Raw genomic sequence first — 20,925 nt, forward strand, 5'->3', positions numbered from 1 at the left:
TAATGGTTGTCATGAGTTCAGGAGGCGGCGCTCGTCCGGGGATGGGTCGTCCCAAGAAGACCGCCCTCCTGGTGGCCCAGCAGATCGTCGAGGACATCTCCCGCCGCGGCAACACCGTCGGCGACCGGTTGCCGCCGGAACACCTCATGCTCGAGCACTACGGGGTCGGCCGCGGGACTCTGCGGGAGTCGCTGCGCTACCTGGAGTTGCAGGGCGTCCTCATGCTCAAGCCGGGCCCGGGTGGCGGGCCGATCGTGCAGCAACCGGACGGGGGGACGCTCGCCGCCACCCTGAGCCTGCTCCTGCAGTTCGAGAACGCCCCGTTCTCCACGATCATGGAGGCCCGCGCGGCGCTGGAGCCCACGATCGCCCGTCTGGCCACCGCGAGGATCGACGATGCCGGCCTGGCCCGACTCGCCGAGAACCTCCGCCTGACCCGGGAGGAGCTGACCGATCAGGCCGCCTTCTCCGCGCATTCCGAGCGCTTCCACGAACTCGTGGCCTGGAGCTCCGGGAACGCGCTCTTCGGCTATCTCTTCGACGCCCTGAGCGGGTTGATCGCCGGCGCCTCGATGGGCATCACCTACCCGAGGCGACAGCGCGAGTTGACCTGCGACATCCACGAGGAGATCTACGCCGCCATCTCGGACGGCGACGGGGACACGGCGTCCCACCTGATGTCGGCCCACATCAACGAGCACACCACCTACCTGGAGAAGCGGTTCCACAAGGCGCTCGCACGGCCGATACGGTGGGACCTCGACGGCTGACCCGGCCGCGCGGCTCAGATATGGCGGCCGCCGGTGATCTCGAGAACCGTTCCGGTCATGTAGCTCGACATGTCGCTGGCCAGGAAGAGCACCACCTCCGCCACCTCTGAGGGCTCGCCGGCCCGGCCCATCGGGATCTCGGCCATCTTCTCGTCCCACACGTGTTGCGGCATCGCCAGCGTCATCGCGGTCCGGATGAGACCGGGCTGGATCGCGTTGATCCGCACGTTCTTGAAGGCGACCTCCTTGGCGGCGGCCTTGGTCAACCCGACGATCCCTGCCTTGGCGGCGGAGTAGTTGGTCTGGCCCTTGAGACCGACCTTCCCGGAGATCGAGGAGACGTTGACGATCGATCCTCCCCCGTGCTCCCGCATCCGTCCGGCGGCGGCGCGGGTGCCGTTCCACGTGCCCTTGAGGTGGATCGCGATGATGTCGTCGAACTGCTGCTCGGTCATCGTGCGCATGGTGGCGTCGCGGGTGACCCCGGCGTTGTTGACGAACACCCCGAGCGGCCCGAACGCATCCTCGGCCACGTCGATCAGGTGCTCGACCGCCGCGCCGTCGCGGACGTCGCAGTTGACGTAGCGCGCCCTGCCCTGACCGCCCAGCTCGTCGACCGCGGCCGCACCCGCCTCGTCGTCGATGTCCCCCACCACGACGCGCGCGCCGTTGTCGACGAAGGTCCGGGCGATCTCCAGCCCGATCCCGCGCGCGGCGCCGGTGACGACCGCCGTCCTACCCTCGAGCAGTGCCATGGGTGTCCTCTCCTCGTGTGACCTGATGCGTGGTGTCCTGATGTGTGATGTCCGGGTGCGTGGCGTCCGGGTGTGCGGCCAGTTCGGCCAGGATCGCGTCCGTGTGTTGCCCGAGCGCGGGCACCGACCCCATCGGCAGCTCTACGTCTGCATAGTCGACGGGCGGCAGCAGTCCGCGTACGGGTCCTGCGGGGGTGTCGACCTGTCTCCACCGGTCCCGCGCGTCGAGCTGCGGGTGGTCGACCAGCCCCCCGACATCGTTGAGCCTGGCCGCCGGGACGCCGGCAGCATCGAGCCGGTCGGCCAGCTCCTGGGACCCGTACTCCGCGGTCAGGGCGCTGATCAGCGCATCCACCTCCCCGCGTCGGGAGACCCGGGCGATGTTGGTGGCATATCGCTCGTCGTCGACGAGGTCCGGTCGTCCGAGAACCTCGCGCACCAACGCCGCCCAACCACGGTCGTTCTGTACGCCGATGAGCACCTGGCCGTCCGTGGTCGGAAAGGCGTCGTACGGACAGATCGAGGCGTGCGAGAGACCCATACGACCGAGCTGCCGGCCCTCGTACATCCGGACGTACATCGGGTGGCCCATCCACTCGGCCGTCGCCTCGAACATGGACACCTCGATAGTGGCTCCCCGCCCGGTCCGTTCCCGCCGGAACAACGCCGACTGGACGGCCGACAGTGCGTACATCCCGGTCGCGATGTCGGAGACCGGGACGCCCGACTTGGAGGCGCTCTCGGGGGTGCCGGTGATCGAGCACAGACCCGACTCGGCCTGGATGAGCATGTCGTAGGCCTTGCGACCGGAGTACGGCCCCCCGTCGCCGTAGCCGGACAGGGTGACGACGACGAGCTCGTCCTTACGCTCCCGGAGGACGGCGGCTCCGAGGCCCAGCCGCTCCATCGCCCCGGGGGCCAGGTTGCTCAGGACCACGTCCGCGCGATCGGCCAGGTCGAGCGCGACCCGGCGACCGTGGTCGGAGGCCAGGTCGAGCGCGATGGATTCCTTTCCCCTGTTGAGCCAGACGAAGTGGGAGGCCTGGCCGTGGACGGCGTCGTCGTAGGACCGCGCGAAGTCGCCCTCACCAGGACGCTCGACCTTGATGACACGAGCGCCGAGGTCGGCGAGATGCCGGGTGGCCAGCGGGCCGGCGACGGCCTGTTCGACCGCCAGGACCGTGATCCCCTCGAGAGGGAGCGGTCCGTCGCCGCTCATCGCCCGTCGGCCTCGCGGGTCGCACCACGCATGAGCCCGCCACCGATGATGAGCTTCTGGATCTCACTCGTCCCCTCGTAGAGGCGCAGCAGGCGGATGTCCCGGTAGATCCGCTCGACCGCGACACCGCGCATGTACCCGGTGCCACCGTGGATCTGCACGGCCAGGTCCGCGACCTTCCCGGCCATCTCGGTGCAGTACAGCTTGGCGACGGACGGGGCGATCCGTCGGTCCTCTCCCGAGACGTACTTGGCCGCCACCTCTCGCACGAGGGCCCGACCGGACATCACCCCCACCTGCTGGTCGGCGATCATCGCCTGCACCAACTGGAAGTCCCCGACGAGGGTGCCCCCCTGCGTGGTGGTGGACGCGTAGGACAGCGACTCGTCGAGCGCCCGCTGCGCCGACCCCACGGCGACGGCGGCGATGTGCACGCGGCCGCGGGCCAGGGACGTCATCGCCGCGCGGTACCCGGCGTCCTCGTCTCCACCCACGAGCGCCGAGGCCGGGACCCGCACGCCGCTGAAGACCACCTCGGACGTCGAGGACCCCTCCTGCCCCATCTTCCGGTCCTTCGGCCCCACCGTGACCCCGGGCGCGTCGGCGGGGACGAGGAACACGGCGATGCCCGGCCCCCGCTCGTCGGCGGGCCGCGTCCGGGCGAACAGCACGAAAAGGTCCGCCACCGGGGCGTTGGTGATGAACCGCTTGGTGCCGTCGATCACCCAGTCCCCGCCGTCCCGGACGGCCCTGGTCGTCAGTCCCGCCGGGTTGGACCCCGCGCCGTCCTCGGTCAGGGCGAAGGACGAGATGACCTCGCCGGAGGCGATCCGCTCCAGCCACTCGGCCTTCTGCTCGTCGGTACCGAAGCCCACGAGGACCTGCCCGGCGATTCCGTTGTTGGTGCCGAACAGGGACCGCATCGCCAGGCTGGTGTACCCGAACTCCATCGCCAGCTCGACGTCCTGGGACAGGTTCACCCCGAGGCCGCCCCATTCCTGAGGGATCGCGTATCCGAACATCCCCATCTCGGCCAGTCCGGTCCGGATGTCGTCCGGGACCGCGTCGGCGTCGGCGATCTCCCGCTCACGCGGGACCACCACCGTCCGGATGTAGTCGCGGGTCGCGGCGAGGATCGCGGCGAAGTCCTCCGCGTCGACCCCGGACCCCACCGCGGCGTGCGACCCCGCTCCCGGATCAGACCCCGCCGCGTCCGCCTGCACGCTCATGTTGCGCCCTTCGTCGTGAACCTCGCGGGACCGGGATCCGGTGCAGCGATGCCTAAACCATTATCATCAATTGGAAGGCGGGGCAACAGCCACCACCGGAGCGACGGGAGCCACCGATGACCGACCTCGGCGAGCCGCGACCCCTCAGCGGGATGCGCGTGATCGAACTGTCCAGCTTCGTCGCCTCTCCCCTGTGCGGGCTCACGCTCTCCCAGCTCGGCGCCGAGGTCATCCGGGTCGACCCGGTGGGTGGAGCGGCCGACGTGCACCGCTGGCCGGTCGCCCCGGACGGGACCTCGATCTACTGGACCGGGCTCAACCGGGGGAAGTCCTCGGTGACCCTCGACCTGCGGTCTGACCGGGGTCGGCAGGCGCTACGAGACCTCGTCACCGCTCCCGGGGAGGGCGGCGGCATCCTCGTGACCAACTCCGGCGGCCGCGACTGGATGAGCCATGATCGCCTGGCGGCGGCCCGGCCCGACGTCATCACCCTCGAACTGCTCGGGCGCCGCGACGGCCGCCCCGCAGTGGACTACACCGTCAACGCCGGCCTCGGGTTCCCCGCGATCACCGGGCCGACCGGCGGGCAGGGTGGTGAGCAGAACGGCGGCCCGGTGGTCAACCACGTCCTGCCCGCCTGGGACGTCGCGGCGGGCCTGCATGCCGCCCTGGCCGTGGTGGCCGCCGTCCGTGACCGCGAGCGGACCGGCCGGGGGCGTCGGATCGTCCTGCCCCTCGACGACGTCGCCCTGGCCACCGCCGGCACGCTGGGCTACCTCACCGAACCACAGATCGACGGTTCCTCGCGGCCTGCGGTGGGCAACTACGTGTACGGCACCTTCGGCAGGGATTTTCCCACCGCCGACGGCGGCCGGGTGATGGTCGTCGCCCTGACCACCAGACATTTCCACGACCTGGCGCGGGTGACCGGCACCCGGGATGCCGTCGACGCCCTGGAGTCGGCGACCGGCGCCGATTTCGACACCGAGGCCGACAGGTACTCCTACCGCGAGGTCCTGTCCGCCCTCTTCGCCCGGTGGTTCGCCGCACACACCACCGACGAGGTCACCCGGGCACTGGCGGCCTCGTCGGTGCTGCACGAGCGGTACCGCACCTTCGACCAGGTGGTCGCGGAGGGGGATCTCGAGGCCAACCCGCTCTTCGCTCCCCTCGAGCAACCCGGGCTGGGGTCCTACCTCGCGGCCGCGCACCCCGCGACCTTCGACGGCCGGCACATGACCGCAGGCCCCGCACCGACTCTGGGGGCGGACACCGATCGCCTCACCGCAGAAGGGCACTGAGGCACCCGTCCACTGCGTACAGTCGCCACCATGAAGGCTGCGGTGTGTGTCGACACGGAATCCCCCCTGGTGATCGAGGAGATCCCGATCCCCCAACCGGCGGAGGGCGAGGTCCTGATCCGCAACACCGCCTGCGGGGTGTGCCACACCGACCTGCACGTGATGAAGGGCGAGGTGCGGTTTCCCCTGCCCGGGGTCCTGGGGCACGAGGTCTCCGGGGTCGTCGCCGAGGTCGGCCGCGGCGTGACGGCGGTCCGCCCGGGCGACCGCGTGGTGGGCTCGTTCATCATGCCGTGCGGGTGGTGCGAGAACTGTGCCCGCGGAATGGAGGACCTGTGCTCGACGTTCTTCGAGTACAACCGCCTGCGCGGGACCCTGTACGACGGCGAGACCAGGCTCCACCGCGCGAACGGTGAGCCGCTCTCCATGTATTCCATGGGCGGCCTCGCCGAGTACAGCGTCACGCCCGCCACCGCGGTGTTCGCCCTCCCGGAGGAACTGGACCTCGCGGACTCGGCGATCCTGGGGTGCTCGCTGTTCACCGCCTACGGTGCCGTGCGGAACGTCGGGGACGTCCGGACCGGTGAGTCGGTCGCGGTCGTGGCGGTGGGCGGGGTCGGGCAGAACATCGTCCAGCTGGCGGCGGTGAGCGGCGCCGAATCCGTCATCGCCATCGACGTGGACGACGAGAAACTCGCCCTCGCACGCCGCATGGGCGCCACCCACACGATCAACTCGCGGCAGGTCGATGCGACCGAGGCGGTCATGGAGATCACCGGCGGCAGGGGCGTCGACACCGCCTTCGAGGCCCTCGGATCAGCGGCCACCACCCGCCAGGCCACCGAGATCGCGCGCGAGGGCGGCAGGGTCGTGGTGGTGGGCATCCCGCCGGCCGGAACGGTGCTCGATGTCGACCTCGCGCGGGTCGTGAGACGCAAGATCCAGATCAAGGGTTCCTACGGCGCCCGCGCACGGCAGGACCTGCCCGCGCTCATCCGGCTGCTCGCCGCAGGGAGACTCGATCTGAGCAGTGTGATCTCGCGGCGCGTGGGGCTCGAGGAGGCGCCCGGGACCTACCAGGCGCTCGACCGCGGGGAGGTTCTCGGCCGCGCCGTCGTGCTCACCGGCGCCTGAGCCGGGGCCGAGGACTGACTCGCCGGGGCCGAGGACTGACCCGCCGGGGCCTGAGCCGGGGACTGACCCGCCGGGGACGGACCCTCACTCAACACAGGCCCCGCCGCGACGCCCCCTCGCCGGGCATCCGCACGCGCGAGAGTACGCCCACAGCGCAGCCGCCCCCGACGATGGCGTCTGGCGTGCGCAGATGCGCAGGCTGGAGTTCATCGCGGGGGGCGGCTGCGAGTCCCCGGGCAGCCGCTCGCGCGGATGCACGCCGACGGCGGCTGCGAGTCCCCGGTCAGCCGCTCGCGCGGATGCTCGCCGACCGCGGATGCACGCCGACCGCGGATGCACGCCGACTCGTGATGCGAGAGCCTACTGGGGACGCTTGGGCCGGCTGGTGATGCGAGGACCGTCAGAGTAGCTCGATGATCGTGGCGTTGGCCTGTCCACCGCCCTCGCACATCGTCTGCAGGCCGTACTTGATGCCCTCGTTCTTCATGTGATGGACGAGGTCGGCGAAGATCCGGGCCCCGGAGCCGCCGAGCGGGTGGCCGAGGGCGATCGCGCCACCGTTGGGGTTGAGCCTGGCCGGGTCGGCGCCGGTCTCGGCGAGCCACGCCATCGGGACCGAGGCGAAGGCCTCGTTGACCTCGAACACCCCGATGTCGTCGACGGTCAGGCCGGAACGCTCGAGAGCCTTGGCGGTGGCCGGGATCGGTGCCGTGAGCATGATGACCGGATCGTCCCCCGCCAGGGTGGCTGTGTGGACCCGGGCGATCGGGGTGCAGCCGTACCTGGCGGCGGCCTCCTCGCTCATGACGAGGATCGCTGCGGAGCCGTCCGAGATCTGCGAGGCGTTGCCGGCGTGGATCACACCGTCGGACTTGAACGGGGTCTTGAGCCCCGCCAGCCCCTCGACCGTGCTCCCCCGGCGGATTCCCTGGTCGGCGTCGAAGACCCCGTCCGGGGTGGTCACCGGGACGATGTGTCCGGCGAAGAACCCGGCGTCCTGGGCGGCCGCGGCCTTCTCGTGCGAGGCCACGGCGAACTCGTCGAGCTGCGTGCGGGACAGGCCCCATCGCTCGGCGATCATCTCGGCGCCGACACCCTGGTTGGGCATGGTGCCGTCATAGCGATCGAGGAAGTCCTGCCCGTACGGGATCCCCTCGCCGGTGATGGAGCTGCCCATCGGCTGACGGGTCATGGATTCGACACCGCCGGCCACCACCACGTCGTGGTAGCCGGACTCGACGACCGCGACGGCGAAGCTCAGCGCCTGTTGAGACGACCCGCACTGGCGGTCGACGGTCACACCCGTGACGGTCTCGGGCCAGCCGGCCGAGAGAACCGCGGTGCGTGCGATGTCCCCGGTCTGCTCACCGGCCTGGGTCACGCACCCCCAGATCACGTCCTCCACGACCCCGGGGTCGATTCCGGCGCGCTCGACCAGAGCGTTCAGGACCGTGCCCGACAGATCGGCCGGATGCACGCCGGCCAGACCACCGTTGCGTTTGCCGACCGCGCTGCGCACGGCCTCGACGATTACTGCTCCCATATCCCGCATTCCTCCAACTCGGTCCACCTGGAACTGGTGGAAACTCCTAGTGTTACCCGATGAACGGCGGCGTACGCCGGAGTTCGCCGCGCGCGATGGTGCGGCGGTGCACGGCGTCCGGCCCGTCCACGATCCTCAGGGCCCGCGCCCAGGCGTAGAAGTACGCCAGTGGCGTGTCGTCGGACACCCCCGCCCCGCCGAAGATCTCGATCGCCCGGTCGATCACGGTGCAGGCGACCTGTGGCGCGATCACCTTGATGGCGGAGATCTCGAACCGGGCCTCCTTGGCCCCGACGGTGTCGATCATCCAGGCACAGTGCTGGACCTGGAGGCGGGCCTGGTCGATCTCGATGCGGGAGTTGGCGATGTGCTCCTGCACCACGCCCTGTTCCGACAGGTACCCGCCGAAGGCGTGGCGGGACTTGGCGCGGTCGACCATGAGGGCCAACGCCCGCTCTGCCATCCCGATGGCACGCATGGCGTGGTGGATCCTGCCCGGGCCGAGGCGCGCCTGGGCGATCGCGAACCCGGCCCCCTCCTCGCCGAGCAGGTTCGACGTCGGCACGCGGACGTCCGAGAAGACCAGCTCGCAGTGGCCGTGCTGGTCCTGGTAGCCGAACAGCGGCAGGTTTCGCTCGATGGTCAGCCCCGGGGTACCCCGCGGCACCAGCACCATGGACTGCTGACGGTGCGTCTCGGCGGAGGAGTCCGTCTTGCCCATGACGATGAAGATCTCGCATCGCTCGTCCGCCACTCCCGTGATCCACCACTTGCGGCCGTTGATCACGTACTCGTCACCCTCGCGGCGGATGACGGTCTGGACGTTCGTCGCGTCCGAGGAGGCGACGTCCGGCTCGGTCATGGCGTAGGCCGAGCGGATCGTGCCCTCCTTGAGCGGCTCGAGGTAGGCCGCCTTCTGCTCGTCGGTCCCGAACAGGTGGAAGGTCTCCATGTTCCCCGTGTCGGGGGCCTGCGAGTTGATGGCCTCCGGGGCGATCACCGGCGACCAGCCCGAGATCTCCGATACCGCGGCGAACTCGAGATTGGAGATACCGGACCACTCGGGCAGGAAGAGGTTCCACAGCCCCCGCCGGCGCGCCTCCGCCTTGAGGTCCTCCATGACGGGCGGGTGCTCGTGGTCACCGTGGGTGCGGAGGTACTCGGCCCATACCGGTTCGGCGGGGAAGACATGCTCGCGCATGAACTCCCACATGTTCTCCTGCAGCTCGACGCTGCGCTGACTGGGGGCGAATTCCATGGTGCTCTCTCCTGGATCTGGGGTGTGTTGTGGGGCATGCCGCCTGGTGAAAGGGCACGCCTCCTAGTGAAGGGTCATGCCGCCGTCGACGGTGAGAGTCGACCCGGTGACGAACGACGAGGCGTCGGAGGCGAGGAACAGAAGGGCGGAGTCGAGCTCCGGTTGCAGGCCCAACCGTCCGAAGATCGTGCGCCCCGTGATGTCGGCGAGCATCGACTCCGGGATCTCGTCGGTCATCTCCGAGGCGAAGTACCCGGGGGCGAGCGCGTTGACGCGGATCCCCCGCCGGCTCCCCCACTGCGCCGCGAGGTCCCGGGTCAGCCCCAGGACGGCGGCCTTCGAGGCGGAGTAGGCGGCCTGCGGGGCGAATCCCGCGGTCAGTCCGAGGACGCTGGCCACGTTGACGATGCTCGACCCCGGCTCCATGACGGCCGCGCACTCCTTGGCCGCCCAGTAGGCGCCGTGGAGGTTCACGTCCACCACACCCCGGAACTGCTCGGGTGTCTCCTTGAGCGCGGGCACCGCGGTACCGACTCCGGCGTTGTTGACCAGGATGTCGATCCGCCCGTGGGATTCCACGGCAGACCGGACCATCGCGGCGCACGACTCGGGGTCCGCGACGTCACACGCCACCGTCGACGCCGCACCACCGGCCGCGCGGAGCTCCTCTGCGAGAGCCTCCAGTCGCTCGCGCCGGCGGGCGGCCAGGACGACGGTGGCGCCGGCCGACGACAGGGCGCGCGCGAATCCCGCCCCGAGGCCGGACGACGCGCCGGTGACCACGGCTACACGCCCGTCCAGGCGGAAGCGGTCGAGCACGGGCTGCGCCGCGGTCGGGCCCGTGCGGGGGTCGACCGGCCCGCGCACGGCCCGGGCGGAGGCATCGGATGCGGTGTCGTCGGACGCGCTGGCGCCGGGTGCGGGTGAGGTGGACGCGGGATCAGCCATCAGCGGGTGCCTTTCCGGGAGTCGAGGATCGAGTGGCCGTACTCCACCAGTTCGCGGATCTGCGGGCCGATGTCGCCGAAGTCCTGTCCGGCCATGTCACCGGCCTCCGAACGGGTGGCCACTCCCTGGGCGATCGCCGCGAACTTGAACGTCGCGAACGCCAGATACCAGGGCATGTGGGCGGGGTCCGTGCCGGTCGCGGAGCAGTACCGGTCCAGCAACCGCTGTGGGCCCGGCCATCCGGGACCTGTGGTCAGGCTCGGGATGAGCGGGACCTCGGGGCCATCGGGATCGCCCCAGTACAGAACGGTCTGGGCGAGGTCGGCCACCGGATCGCCGAGGGTCGACAGTTCCCAGTCGAGGATCGCCTTGATCCGCCCCGGATCATCGGCGTCGACCACACAGTTGTCCATGCGATAGTCACCGTGGATGATCCGCGACGACGGCGAGGTGGGCAGGTCCTGTCCGAGTCGCGCGGCCAACTCGGGCAGGCGGTCCGCGCGGACGCGTTCGCTCGCCTTCTCGGACTGTCCCAGCCACCGGCGTAGCTGACGTTCCAGGTAACCCTCCGGCCGCCCCAGATCCCCCAGACCGACGGCATCCTGGTCCACCGCGTGGAGAGCGACCATCGCGTCGATCTGCGCGTCCGCCATGGCCGCCTTGTCGTCGTCGGTCTCGGCGTAACCCGGCGGCAGTGCGTCACGGATCACGTGACCGACCACCTTCTCCATCACGTAGTACGGGACACCAAGGTCCTCACCGGTGGTCTCGTTGAGCACGATCCCGGCCACCGGGACGTCCGTCGACGCCAGCCCCAGCTGGATGCGCGCCTCGCGACCCATGTCGTGGGCGCTCGGGAGGAGCTCACCCGTGGGCGGCCGACGCAGGATGAGCTCGCCGGCGTCCGAGCGGAGCGTGAACGTCAGGTTGGACTTGCCCCCCGCGATCAGCTCGGCGGAGAAGTCCGTCCAGGCCGCCTCGCCCGTGGCCTCGGCGATCCTGGGCCCCACGACGTCGGGGCGGAGGAGTCGGTCGACCGCCAGGCCGGCGGACGATGCTGGTGGAGTGGTCATGGGGTGATCCTCGCGGTTGATGGGCGGTCGGATGGCCGGAACGGGCACGGACTAGTCGTGGCCGACCGTGTGCAGGTCGTTGCCGCGGGTCTCCTTCATGATCGCCGTGGCGATGAGGGTGCAGACGCAGAGCACGATGATGTAGGCACTGATCATCCAGTACACGTCCCACTCGATGAACTGCGCGTTGAGGTACGGTGCGCTGCCGCCGAAGACCGCGACGGACAGGGAGTAGGCGAAGCCGATGCCCGCCGTGCGCATCTTGGTGGGGAACGCTTCGGACATGAACGACGAGAGGATGGATCCGGCGGCGGCGACCAGCGTCATGGCGATGAGCGAGGTGAGGAACAGGGTCCACGGCCGGTCGTCGATCATGCCCATCAGGAAGGGGGTGGTGACGATGGTGCCGACCGCGAAGATGAAGATCACCGGACGACGGCCGATCTTGTCCGACAGCAGGCCCCACAACGGAAGGGTGCACAGGGCGACCAGCTGGCTGCCGAAGATCATCCAGAAGGCGGCGCCCGCATCCATGTCGCGCTGCGTGATGGCGAACGTGGAGGCGTAGGAGCTCCAGGTGTAGTGGGCGACGGTGACGCCGGAGACCATGGTCACGACCAGCGCGATCGCCCGGGCGAGACGGCCCTTGGAAAAGGTGACGACCGGGGAGGTCGGGTCGGCCGCGGCCGCCTCGGCGGCCTTGTCGAAGACGTCGGACTCCTCCATGCCGGCCCGCAGGTACAACACGAACAGGGCGAACACGGCGCCGAGCAGGAACGGGATGCGCCAGCCCCACTCGCCGACGGCGGACTCGGACAGCACGGCGGTGATGGTGCCGCCGACTCCGTAGGCGACGACGGTGCCGCCCATGATGGCGACGAAGACCAGGCTCCCCCACATGCCGCGGCGATGCGGCGGTGCGATCTCTGCGACGTAGCTGTACGCGGTCGCGGACTCACCACCGTGGGCAAAGCCCTGGACGATCCGGCAGAGCAGGAGCAGCACCGACGCGAAGACGCCCAGGGTCTCGTAGCTCGGCAGCAGGCCGATCAGCAGGCTCGCGCCCGCCATCATGAGCATGGTGGTGATGAGGACCCACTTGCGGCCCTTGATGTCGGCGATCCGGCCGAAGACGATCCCGCCGAGCGGCCGGACCAGGAAGCCCACCGCGAAGACGGCGAACGTCGCCAGCAGGGCCGAGACCGGGTTCTCGTTGTTGAACATCGCCGCCGCGATGAACGGGGCGAACACCGCGTAAGCGGTCCACTCGTACCACTCGAACAGCTGCCCGGTGGTGCTGGCGGCGAGCGACCTCTTGGCGTTCTTGTTGCCCTCGGCGGACTGGGTCGGGGTGACCTCCGAGGGGAGGTCGGGGCGGATGCTGGCCTCGGCCATGTCATCTCCTTCGGGTCGGGTGAGGGGTCTGGGGGATCAGGAGGGGGTGTGCTCGTCGCGGAGTTCGCGGCGACGGATCTTGCCGGTCTGGGTCTTGGGGAGTTCGCCCACCACGTGGACCTCGGAGGGCCGCTTGTACGCGGCCAGGCGCGATGTGGCGAACGAGATCAACTCCGCCTCGGAGGCGGTGCGTCCCGCCTTGAGGGAGACGAACGCGACCACCTTCTCGCCGCGGTACTCGTCAGGAAGGCCGACGACGGCGGCCTCGAAGACCGCGTCGTGCTCGTACAGGACGTCCTCGACTTCTCGGGGCCAGACCTTGTACCCGGAGGCGTTGATCTGGTCCTTGAGTCTGTCGACGAGGTAGACCCAGCCGGCGGAGTCCATGACGGCCACATCACCGGTGTGCAGTCGGCCCCCGGGCATCGCCCCGGCGGTGGCCGCGTCGTTGCGCCAGTAGCCGGAGACGACCTGCGGTCCGCTGAGGACGAGCTCGCCCTGCTGGCCGGGCGCGACGGGCCGGTCGTCGACCCCCACCACGCTCGCGTCGACGCCGGGGAGCGGGACCCCGACGGAGAGGGTGCCGCTGGACTCGTCGACCGGGGCGCGGAGCCCGGGCGGGACGGCGATGACCCCCGAGGTCGTCTCTGTCATGCCGTAGGCATTGTGGATGTAGTGCCCGAACCGCTCTCTGAATCGCTCGACCGTCGACGGCGGGATCGGCGCTCCCCCGCTGTAGAGGGTCTTGACGGAGGCGAAATGCTCCGGGCCGGCCCCGTCCAGTCGCATGAGGGCGTTGAACGCCGTGATGGACCCGATCGTGTAGGTGACGCGGTGTTCACGGAAGGCGTCCAGGACGACCTCGGGCCGGAAGCGCCCGGCGAAGACCAGCGCAGTATCCCCCAGCAGACCGAGGGTCGCGTTGATGACCGCGCCGGTGATGTGGAACAGCGGGGCGATCGCCAGGACCACGTCCCCCGGCACGACACCCACGAAGTCGGCGAAACTCCGGGCCACGGACACCACGTTCGCGTGCGAGTTCATCGCGCCCTTGGGTGGGCCGGTGGTCCCCGACGTGTAGGTCAACAGCGCGAGGTCGTCCGGGGACACCGCGACGGGCGCCGGGGTCCGACCCGAGAAGTCGGAGATGAGCTGCACCAGATCGCCGTCCTCCGACGGCACTCCCGAATCCGTGCCTCCGAACACCCGGGGATCGTTCCGGGTCTGCAGGTCCTGCTCACTGGTACTGAGGATCCACCCGACGTCGGTGCCCTCCACGCTCTCGCGGATCGCGGCGACGTCCCGGTCGGTCGCGATGATCCCCACCGCGCCGGAGTCCTCGACGGGCAGCCGGAGCTCGCGGCCGAAGTACATGGGGTTCAGGACCACGGCGGCGGCGCCGATCTTCCACAGGGCGAGCAGGGAGATGGCGTACTGCGGGATGTTCTGCAGGTGGATCCCGACGCGGTCGCCGCCCTGCACGCCTCGATCCTGCAGCGCCGCGCCGAGGGCGTCGGACAAGCGGTCGACCTCGCGAGCCGACAGCACGGTGTCGAAGTACGCGACCGCGGTCCGGTCCGGACTCGTCGCGACTCGGTCGCGCCAGGCGGCGACCAGCGTTGATCGCTGCTCGGCGAGGCCCTCGTCGACGCCCGGGCGGTACACGTCCCGCCACGGGCGCGCGCTCGGTCCGATGTAGTGTTACCCACACCACATCACGTGTCAAGTGACCGACAGCTAGGGTTTTTCGATGACCGAGGAGAGTCCACCGATGAGCGACTGGCGAGAATTCGGGCCCGACACCCTGTCGCCCCCGTTGCGGGCCGCGCTGGCCGTCTTCGCGCGACACGGGTATCACGGCGCCTCGATCAGGATGATCGCCGAGGAGGCGGGCCTGTCGGTTCCGGGCCTCTACCACCACTATCGCTCGAAGCAGGCGATCCTCGCGGCCGTGGTGGACGCCGCGATGGCCGAGATGTTCCAGCACACCAGAGCGGCCGTGGAGGACGCCGGCAGCGACCCGGTCGCGCGGTTCGAGAATCTCGTCGAGTCCCTGGCCCGGTTCCACATGGCCAGGAGGGACCAGGCGTTCGTGGCCTCCACGGAGATACGGAGCATGGACCCGGACGTCCGTGACCACCACATCGCCCAGCGCGACTCGCAGCAGACGATGCTCGAAGACAGCATCCGGGCCGGCGTCGAGTCGGGCCATTTCGCCTGCGAGCACCCCGAGGACGCGGCCCGCGCGAGCTCGTCGCTGTGCGTGTCGATCTCATCCTGGTACCGCCCCGACGGCCCCCTGACCGCCGACGACGTGGTGGCGCGCCAACTGCACTTCGCCCGCGGGATGGTCGGCGCGGGTGCGAGACGCAGGGGTCGCTGACGCGCTCGTGGAGTCCGGTATCCCGTCACCGCCCCCGCGCCGACCGGCCTTTCCCCCGCGACGCGGGCTGCCGGCCCCGGCGCTGCTCGTCCCGTACCCGCTCTCCCCGGGCCCGCGCCTTCGCCGCCGCCTTCTGCCGGGCGTTCAGCTTCTCCTTCGGTGCGTCCCCGGCGTTGCGGGACGTGGCGGCGGTCCGCCCGCGGACGATGCCGACGAACTCGTCGATCATCACGTCGCCCTCGCGGTCCGACGACCAGGCGACGCCCATGCGGGTGGCGGGAACGCCCTCCAACGGGCGCTCGATGACGTCCCGACGACTCAGCGCGCGGGCGTACGGCTGCGGTAGCACCAGTAGTCCGACTCCGGCCGCGACCAGGTCCACCGCGGCAGAGACCTCGTCGGGTGACGCGGTGATCGCGTCGACGGGGTCGAGCCACGGCTCCCCTCCAGGTCGGCCCGGGACAGGGACTCGTAGACGCCGATCTCGTGGCCCCGCGCTGCGAGCACGGCCATGGTCTCGGTGTACAGCGGAATACGCAACAGTCCGGCCGGGGCGGAGCGGGGGGCGTGGTCGGCCTCACGGAGGAACACCACGTCGACACCTCCCGAACCCGGCGTCGACGCCAGCTCCGCCCGGGGGTCACCCACCCGCCGCGCCGTGATCGGCACGTCGGGGTTGCGCTCGCGCCACCGGGTGAGCCACTTGTCGGGTCGCACACCGGGGACATAGCCGACTGCCAGGCTCCGCCGGTCCGGGCCGCTATCCTCGTTCACCCCCAACGGTAGCCGCTGTTCTACTGAACCTAGTTCGAGAAGCGGGTGCCGCGCCCCGCTCGTACCCGATACCGTGCGAGACGCCGGCCCCTCCGCCCGCCCACTCGATTGAGGAGAATCCATGACCCACGTATTCCACGGTGTCGACGAGTTCCGAGCGTCCGCCGGCCTCGACCTCGGGGCCGGTGACTGGTTCACGGTCTCCCAGGACCGCATCAACGCCTTCGCCGATGTCACCGAGGACTGGCAGTGGATCCACGTCGACCGGGAACGGGCGGCGGCGTCGAACATCGGGTCGACCGTCGCCCACGGGTATCTCACGCTGTCACTCCTCCCCCGCCTCAGCTCCGAACTGTTCACGTTCGAGGGCATCGGACGCGCGATCAACTACGGGCTCGACAAGGTGCGGTTCCCCTCCTTCGTCCGACCCGGCGACAGGATCCGGGCTGCCGGCCGGGTGGCGTGGACCCGGGAGGCGCAGGCCAGCGGCGTCCTGGCCTGCGTTCACTACGCGATAGAGGTGGAGGGCAGCGAGAAGCCGGCATGCATCGCCGAGGCACTCATGGTGGTGTTCCCCGCCGAGGGCTGAGCGGCACCCGATCCGGGAGGCCACCCGAGGCGTATACTGAATTCAGTTCACTTCATCTATCGTCGAGCGGTACACCCCCCGGCACCGGAAAGGCCGAACACATGGAGCGTTTTCAGGATCACGTCGTGCTCGTCACGGGTGCGACCGGTGGAATCGGCACGGAGATCTGCGGCCGGCTCGCGGCCGAGGGCGCCGTCGTCGTCGCCGCCGATCTGCCCGGTACCCCCCTCGACGAGGTGGCCTCCTCCCTCCCGGTCGGACCCCACCTCCGGGTGGAGCTCGACGTGGCGTCCGAGGAGCAGTGGAGCGCCGCGGTGAACCGCGTCATGGAAGCCCACGGCCGGCTGGACGTGCTGGTCAACAACGCGGGGATCGGCAGCCTCAAGACGGTGGAGGACGAGTCCCCCGAGCACTGGCAGCGCGTCATCGACGTCGACCAGACCGGCGTGTGGCTGGGCATGAAGCACGCCGGCGCCGCCATCGAACGCACCGGCGGCGGGGCGATCGTCAACGTCTGTTCGATCCTCGGCAGCGTGGGCGGCTTCGGCAACAGCTTCGCCTACCATGCCGCCAAGGGCGCGGTACGGACGATGTCCAAGAACGCCGCGATGCACTGGGCCACCAGGGGCGTCAGGGTGAACTCCCTCCATCCCGGGTTCATCGAGACCCCCCAGCTCCTGGAGCGCTTCGAGGGCAGCGAGCGCCATCGCGGGATGCTCGCCGGTACCCCGATGGGACGGCTCGGCACCCCCGCGGAGATCGCCGGCTGCGTGGCCTTCCTGGCCAGCGACGACGCCGGGTTCATGACCGGCGCCGAGCTCTACGCGGACGGCGGCTGGACCGCGCGCTGAGCCCGCACCGCCCCGCCTCAGGCGGTGACGAAGCGCTGTACGCCGGCGGGCGAGACCTCGTCGACGACGAGGTCTCCCCACGCCACCAACACGTCGAGATGCGCCATGGTCTCGCACGTCGCGATCATCTTGTTGAACACATCGAGCGAGGAGAACGCGCGCTCGCGGCGGGTCCAGGGGAGTCCCGCGGCCACCTCGAGCCCGGTCGCCCCCTGCCGGGCGGCCACCTGCGCCCGCGTGGCGTCCAGCCTCGAATCGTGATGGGAGAGCAGCTCGCGGACCCGCCCGTGGACGCTGCCTCCGACCGGCCCGTGCGCCGGCAGCATGAGCGTGTCCGGACGGTCCAGCATCGCCTCAAGTGAGGCGAGGTAATCACCCAGTGGGTTGTCCCACCCACCGAGTTCGAAGCCGATGGACGGGGAGATCCTGGGAAGCACGTGGTCGCCTGTGAACGTCACGCCGAGGGCGGCATCGTCGAACACGAGGTGCCCCTTGGTGTGGCCGGCGGTCCGCCGCGCCTGCATCGGCCGTCCCGCCACCGACACCGGGCCGTCCTCGGTCCACGTGTCCGGCAACTCCCAGTCCTCGGCCACCCAGGGCTCGGCGAGCGCCTCGACACGGGACGCCTCGGCGATCTCCGCGGCTCCCGCCCGTCGGAGCTGATCGAGCGAGTCCGTGGGGACGCTGGTGCGCAGTTCGAGGAGCTCGGTCAGTCCGGGGCGCTCACCACCCCCCAGGTGGATGCGGCTCCCGACGCGCCTGCGGAGCTCCGGCCCCATCGTGTAGTGGTCGCGGTGAATGTGCGTCACGTGGACGTCGGTCACCTCGTCGAGCCCGATGTCGACCGAGTTCAGACCGCCGCGCAGGATCTCGAGGTTGCCCGAAACGTTCCACCCGGCGTCGATCAGCGAGACCCCGTGCGGGCCCTCGACCACGTAGACGTTGATCGCACGCAGGCCGTCCTGCGGCATCGGGAGCGGGATCCGGTGGACACCTTCGGCCACCGGATGGCACCCGAGTTCGGCCCAGTCCGCTCCCGAGGCGGTCACGAGTCGCCGACCATGACCTGCTCCTCGCCCATCACCATGATGGCGCGACCTCCCATGGAGCCGACGTGCTCCGCGGCCTTCGCCCATTCCGGGCTCTCGAGCATGGCGTCGTAGGCCTCCTTCGAGTCGAAGCTGAGAACCGACACACCGTCCCATCCCAGGGAGTGCCTGTTGGGACCGGTCTCCTTGACCGCGGTGTGCGACCACCGGCGCAGACCGGGCAGCGGATAGGTCACCTCGGCGTGCTCCCCGCGCCACCAGGTGATGAACTCCTCGTGAGTCCAGTCGCTGGGCTTCGACGCCATGACGATGAGGTTGTACACGATACCTCCATAGTTGAATTCACTTCAGAAATTGGTGTCACAGTACCACCACGGGATGCCGAAAACCCCTATTGCGCGGCCCCCGCGCGGACCGGAGCGCCTCAGTGCACCAGCCGGAAACACGCCCCCATGACCGAGTCCGAGACCTCGGGGAGGGTTCGACTGCCGCCGGGGCGGTACCAGTTCCACACGGAGTTGATCAGGCCCAGGACGAACCTCCCGAGTTCGACCGGGTCGCGCCGGGGGAACTCCCCCGAGTCCATCCCGCGCTCGAGGAGGCCGGTCCAGTCGCGCTCGACCACCCGGACGAGTTCACGTGCCCTGACCCGCTCCTCCTCCTCCCGCTCGGAGGAGCGAGGGGTGGCGAGCATGTCGATGTGGTGGAGAAGGATCCGCGCCTGGAGCGCCTCGGTCTCGGTGATGTCGTAGGCACTGGAGATCGCCGCCCGCAGCGCGGTCTCGGCGTCGCCCACTCCCTCGACCGCCACCGTGAAGCGCTCGTGATACCTGGTGAGTTCGGCGCTCATGATGGTGAGCAGGCAGTGCGCCTTGGACTCGAAGTAGTGGTAAAGCGCGGTCTGCCCGATCCCCACCTCGCCGGCGATGGTCGCCCACTTCGTGTGCTCGTAACCGACGCTGCCGAAGTTCGCCACGGCCGCCTCGAGGATGACGTTCCTTTTGGATCTCGGGCCCTCGGTCTTTGTTGGCGCCATCGCCTTTACCCCCATGTGAGTGATGATCCGTCCAGGTTAAGCGAAAGTGAGTTCAGGTCACAGTGGTATCGATCCACACCACAGGTGACCTCGCCGTCCCGCCGAACCGATCAGTCCGCGAACATCTCCGCCGCGAGGGTCGCCGCTCCCTTGCGGTCCAACTTGCCCACCCTGGACTGCGGGAGCACGGAGACCGACCGTACGAACTCGGGCCACTTGAACTTCGGGAAGTCCGCCGCCTCCAGGTGCCCACGGATCTGCTCGAGTCCGAGCGGTTCACCTTCCGACACGACGAGTGCCGCCGTCCGCTCTCCGAGTACCGGGTCGGGCACCGGGACCACGCACACCTGGTGGATCCCCGGGATGGCGGCGAGCGCGCTCTCCACCTCGTTGATGTCGATGTTGCGTCCACCGCGGATGATGAGGTCCTTCTCGCGCCCTCGGATGCTCACGCTGCCGTCGTCGTGGATCACCGCCCTGTCGCCGGTGGACAGGAAGCCGTCGGCATTGACGTCGGGCGCGACCGGGGCGCCCTCGCGGGCGTACCCCACGAACAGCGAGGGCCCGCGTACCTGCAGGGACCCGAGCTCACCCGGTTCGAGCACGGCACCGGCGGCGTCCACCACCCGCACCTCGGTCCCGGGGAACGGGCGTCCATCCCGTCCCAGGCGCACCTCCACCTCGTCCGAGGGGGACGGGGTGGTGTGACCCAGGCATTCGGACATCCCGAACACCCGGAGCAGGGTCGTACCCAGGGTGACCTCGGCGTCGTGCAGCGCCTTCTGGTTCATCGGGCCGCCGCCGACGGTCATGGCCCGCATCGCCGACAGCGCACCCTCGGCACCGTCGACCAACGTGAGTTGCAGAGCCATGGTGGGGACCAGCATCGTCCAGGCCACGCGGTGCTCGCGCAGGAGCGCGACCGCCGTCTCCGGCTTCCACCTGTCCAAGGCCACCATCGCGCCGCCGAGCATGGTCGGCAGGTACATCCCGAAGCAGATCGCGGCCGCGGAGGACAGCGGCACCAGCGCACCCACCGGGTCACCGGGCCGAAGGCCCACGGCCTCGATCGTCGAGCGGCATGCGTAGCGCAGGGCGTCCTCGGTCTGGATCACACACTTCGGGCGGCCGGTCGACCCGGAGGTCATGGCCGCCACCGCTCCCCCGTTCCAGCGGTCGACCCCGTTCGAACGACCGTCCGCCGGCCCCGCGACGACCCAGCCGTCCAGTGCCCGGCCGACCTCGACGAACCCGTGCTCGGCCAGCCCCCACACCTCGGCGGTGTCGGTGGCGGCCACCACGACGTCCGGCCGCAGATCCTCTGCGGCGAGATCGAACTCCGAGCGCGTCGCGTGTCCGCTCATCACCGCGAGCATTCCGCCGGCCAGTCCCACGGCCACTGCGGCCGACACCGTCCGCCACGAGTTGTCCGCACGGATGAGGACGGTCGGCGGGCCGTCCACCGCGGCCTCGATCACCCCGGCGAGCGCCCGCGCCCCGGCGAGGATCTCCCCGAGGTCGTGGGCACCGTCCCCGTCCACCACGGCGACGTCACCGGGCGTGCGGGCCGCGCGGTCGATGACGTCCTGGGCGAGCTGCTTCATTGGGCTTCTCCTAA

General features: G+C 70.0%; 21 protein-coding genes. 6 read left to right on the forward strand and 15 right to left on the reverse strand.

From position 1 onward, the window contains the following. Positions 1 to 11: 11 nt before the first annotated feature. Entirely contained in the window at positions 12 to 770 is a 759-nt protein-coding gene (locus tag CT688_RS10190; RefSeq protein WP_231750282.1) for a FadR/GntR family transcriptional regulator, read from the forward strand. 14 nt (positions 771 to 784) lie between these two features. On the opposite strand, the gene fabG is transcribed toward CT688_RS10190, so the two are convergent. From fabG to CT688_RS10205, 3 genes are read right to left on the reverse strand one after another with little or no spacing between them, the layout of a single operon-like run. After that, a complete protein-coding gene (fabG, locus tag CT688_RS10195) occupies positions 785 to 1,525 on the reverse strand; it encodes a 3-oxoacyl-ACP reductase FabG (protein ID WP_107756804.1) in 741 nt (246 codons plus the stop codon). Beyond that, the gene (locus tag CT688_RS10200) at positions 1,506 to 2,744 is read right to left on the reverse strand and encodes a CaiB/BaiF CoA-transferase family protein (protein WP_231750283.1); all 1,239 of its coding nucleotides are present in this window, start codon (positions 2,742 to 2,744) and stop codon (positions 1,506 to 1,508) included. The genes fabG and CT688_RS10200 overlap by 20 nt, the downstream gene beginning before the upstream one ends. Then, positions 2,741 to 3,973 (reverse strand): acyl-CoA dehydrogenase family protein, encoded by a 1,233-nt coding sequence (locus CT688_RS10205; protein ID WP_231750284.1) that lies wholly within the window; start codon positions 3,971 to 3,973, stop codon positions 2,741 to 2,743. The genes CT688_RS10200 and CT688_RS10205 overlap by 4 nt, the downstream gene beginning before the upstream one ends. A 116-nt stretch (positions 3,974 to 4,089) precedes the next feature. Here CT688_RS10205 and CT688_RS10210 point away from each other — a divergent pair, with 116 nt between their 5' ends. After that, positions 4,090 to 5,274: a CoA transferase gene (locus CT688_RS10210; RefSeq protein WP_107756805.1), complete on the forward strand. Its 1,185-nt coding sequence runs from the start codon at positions 4,090 to 4,092 to the stop codon at positions 5,272 to 5,274. 30 nt (positions 5,275 to 5,304) lie between these two features. Next, positions 5,305 to 6,408 (forward strand): zinc-binding dehydrogenase, encoded by a 1,104-nt coding sequence (locus CT688_RS10215; RefSeq protein ID WP_107756806.1) that lies wholly within the window; start codon positions 5,305 to 5,307, stop codon positions 6,406 to 6,408. A 400-nt stretch (positions 6,409 to 6,808) separates the two neighbouring features. On the opposite strand, the gene CT688_RS10220 is transcribed toward CT688_RS10215, so the two are convergent. The 6 genes from CT688_RS10220 to CT688_RS10245 all read right to left on the reverse strand — a co-directional run bounded on the left by CT688_RS10220 (position 6,809) and on the right by CT688_RS10245 (position 14,290). Beyond that, positions 6,809 to 7,951, reverse strand: coding sequence for a thiolase family protein (locus CT688_RS10220; protein WP_107756807.1), 1,143 nt, complete (start codon positions 7,949 to 7,951; stop codon positions 6,809 to 6,811). A gap of 52 nt (positions 7,952 to 8,003) precedes the next feature. Further along, the gene (locus CT688_RS10225) at positions 8,004 to 9,209 is read right to left on the reverse strand and encodes an acyl-CoA dehydrogenase family protein (RefSeq protein ID WP_107756808.1); all 1,206 of its coding nucleotides are present in this window, start codon (positions 9,207 to 9,209) and stop codon (positions 8,004 to 8,006) included. A gap of 63 nt (positions 9,210 to 9,272) precedes the next feature. Then, positions 9,273 to 10,157, reverse strand: a complete 885-nt coding sequence (locus CT688_RS10230; RefSeq protein WP_231750285.1) for an SDR family NAD(P)-dependent oxidoreductase — start codon at positions 10,155 to 10,157, stop codon at positions 9,273 to 9,275. Continuing rightward, positions 10,157 to 11,230, reverse strand: coding sequence for a phosphotransferase family protein (locus tag CT688_RS10235; RefSeq protein ID WP_107758145.1), 1,074 nt, complete (start codon positions 11,228 to 11,230; stop codon positions 10,157 to 10,159). The genes CT688_RS10230 and CT688_RS10235 overlap by 1 nt, the downstream gene beginning before the upstream one ends. Positions 11,231 to 11,281: 51 nt before the next feature. Next, positions 11,282 to 12,625, reverse strand: a complete 1,344-nt coding sequence (locus CT688_RS10240) for an MFS transporter (RefSeq protein WP_107756809.1) — start codon at positions 12,623 to 12,625, stop codon at positions 11,282 to 11,284. A gap of 36 nt (positions 12,626 to 12,661) precedes the next feature. Next, positions 12,662 to 14,290: a class I adenylate-forming enzyme family protein gene (locus CT688_RS10245; protein WP_107756810.1), complete on the reverse strand. Its 1,629-nt coding sequence runs from the start codon at positions 14,288 to 14,290 to the stop codon at positions 12,662 to 12,664. A 106-nt stretch (positions 14,291 to 14,396) separates the two neighbouring features. Here CT688_RS10245 and CT688_RS10250 point away from each other — a divergent pair, with 106 nt between their 5' ends. Further along, positions 14,397 to 15,008, forward strand: coding sequence for a TetR/AcrR family transcriptional regulator (locus CT688_RS10250; protein ID WP_107756811.1), 612 nt, complete (start codon positions 14,397 to 14,399; stop codon positions 15,006 to 15,008). 25 nt (positions 15,009 to 15,033) lie between these two features. Here the strand turns inward: CT688_RS10250 and CT688_RS17740 are convergent, their stop codons facing one another. Together CT688_RS17740 and CT688_RS17745 are read right to left on the reverse strand one after the other, a co-directional pair. Further along, the gene (locus CT688_RS17740; RefSeq protein WP_370446302.1) at positions 15,034 to 15,357 is read right to left on the reverse strand and encodes a hypothetical protein; all 324 of its coding nucleotides are present in this window, start codon (positions 15,355 to 15,357) and stop codon (positions 15,034 to 15,036) included. Further along, positions 15,327 to 15,725 (reverse strand): hypothetical protein, encoded by a 399-nt coding sequence (locus CT688_RS17745; RefSeq protein ID WP_234414831.1) that lies wholly within the window; start codon positions 15,723 to 15,725, stop codon positions 15,327 to 15,329. The genes CT688_RS17740 and CT688_RS17745 overlap by 31 nt, the downstream gene beginning before the upstream one ends. A gap of 178 nt (positions 15,726 to 15,903) precedes the next feature. Here CT688_RS17745 and CT688_RS10260 point away from each other — a divergent pair, with 178 nt between their 5' ends. Both CT688_RS10260 and CT688_RS10265 read left to right on the forward strand, forming a co-directional pair. Further along, positions 15,904 to 16,371 carry a MaoC family dehydratase gene (locus tag CT688_RS10260; protein ID WP_107756812.1) on the forward strand — a complete coding sequence of 156 codons (468 nt, stop codon included), beginning with the start codon at positions 15,904 to 15,906 and terminating at the stop codon, positions 16,369 to 16,371. 101 nt (positions 16,372 to 16,472) lie between these two features. Beyond that, positions 16,473 to 17,222, forward strand: a complete 750-nt coding sequence (locus tag CT688_RS10265; RefSeq protein ID WP_107756813.1) for an SDR family NAD(P)-dependent oxidoreductase — start codon at positions 16,473 to 16,475, stop codon at positions 17,220 to 17,222. Between the two features lie 17 nt (positions 17,223 to 17,239). Here the strand turns inward: CT688_RS10265 and CT688_RS10270 are convergent, their stop codons facing one another. From CT688_RS10270 to CT688_RS10285, 4 genes are all read right to left on the reverse strand, one after another. Next, positions 17,240 to 18,271, reverse strand: coding sequence for an MBL fold metallo-hydrolase (locus CT688_RS10270; RefSeq protein ID WP_231750287.1), 1,032 nt, complete (start codon positions 18,269 to 18,271; stop codon positions 17,240 to 17,242). Continuing rightward, complete coding sequence (locus CT688_RS10275; RefSeq protein ID WP_107756815.1) at positions 18,268 to 18,594, reverse strand: EthD domain-containing protein; 327 nt, start codon at positions 18,592 to 18,594, stop codon at positions 18,268 to 18,270. Before CT688_RS10275 ends, CT688_RS10270 begins: the two co-directional genes overlap by 4 nt. A gap of 101 nt (positions 18,595 to 18,695) precedes the next feature. After that, entirely contained in the window at positions 18,696 to 19,322 is a 627-nt protein-coding gene (locus tag CT688_RS10280; protein ID WP_228549465.1) for a TetR/AcrR family transcriptional regulator, read from the reverse strand. Positions 19,323 to 19,417: 95 nt separating this feature from the next. Beyond that, entirely contained in the window at positions 19,418 to 20,911 is a 1,494-nt protein-coding gene (locus CT688_RS10285) for a class I adenylate-forming enzyme family protein (protein WP_107756817.1), read from the reverse strand. Between the last annotated feature and the right edge of the window lie 14 nt (positions 20,912 to 20,925).

The organism is Dietzia sp. JS16-p6b, from assembly GCF_003052165.1.
Taxonomy (GTDB): Bacteria; Actinomycetota; Actinomycetes; order Mycobacteriales; family Mycobacteriaceae; genus Dietzia.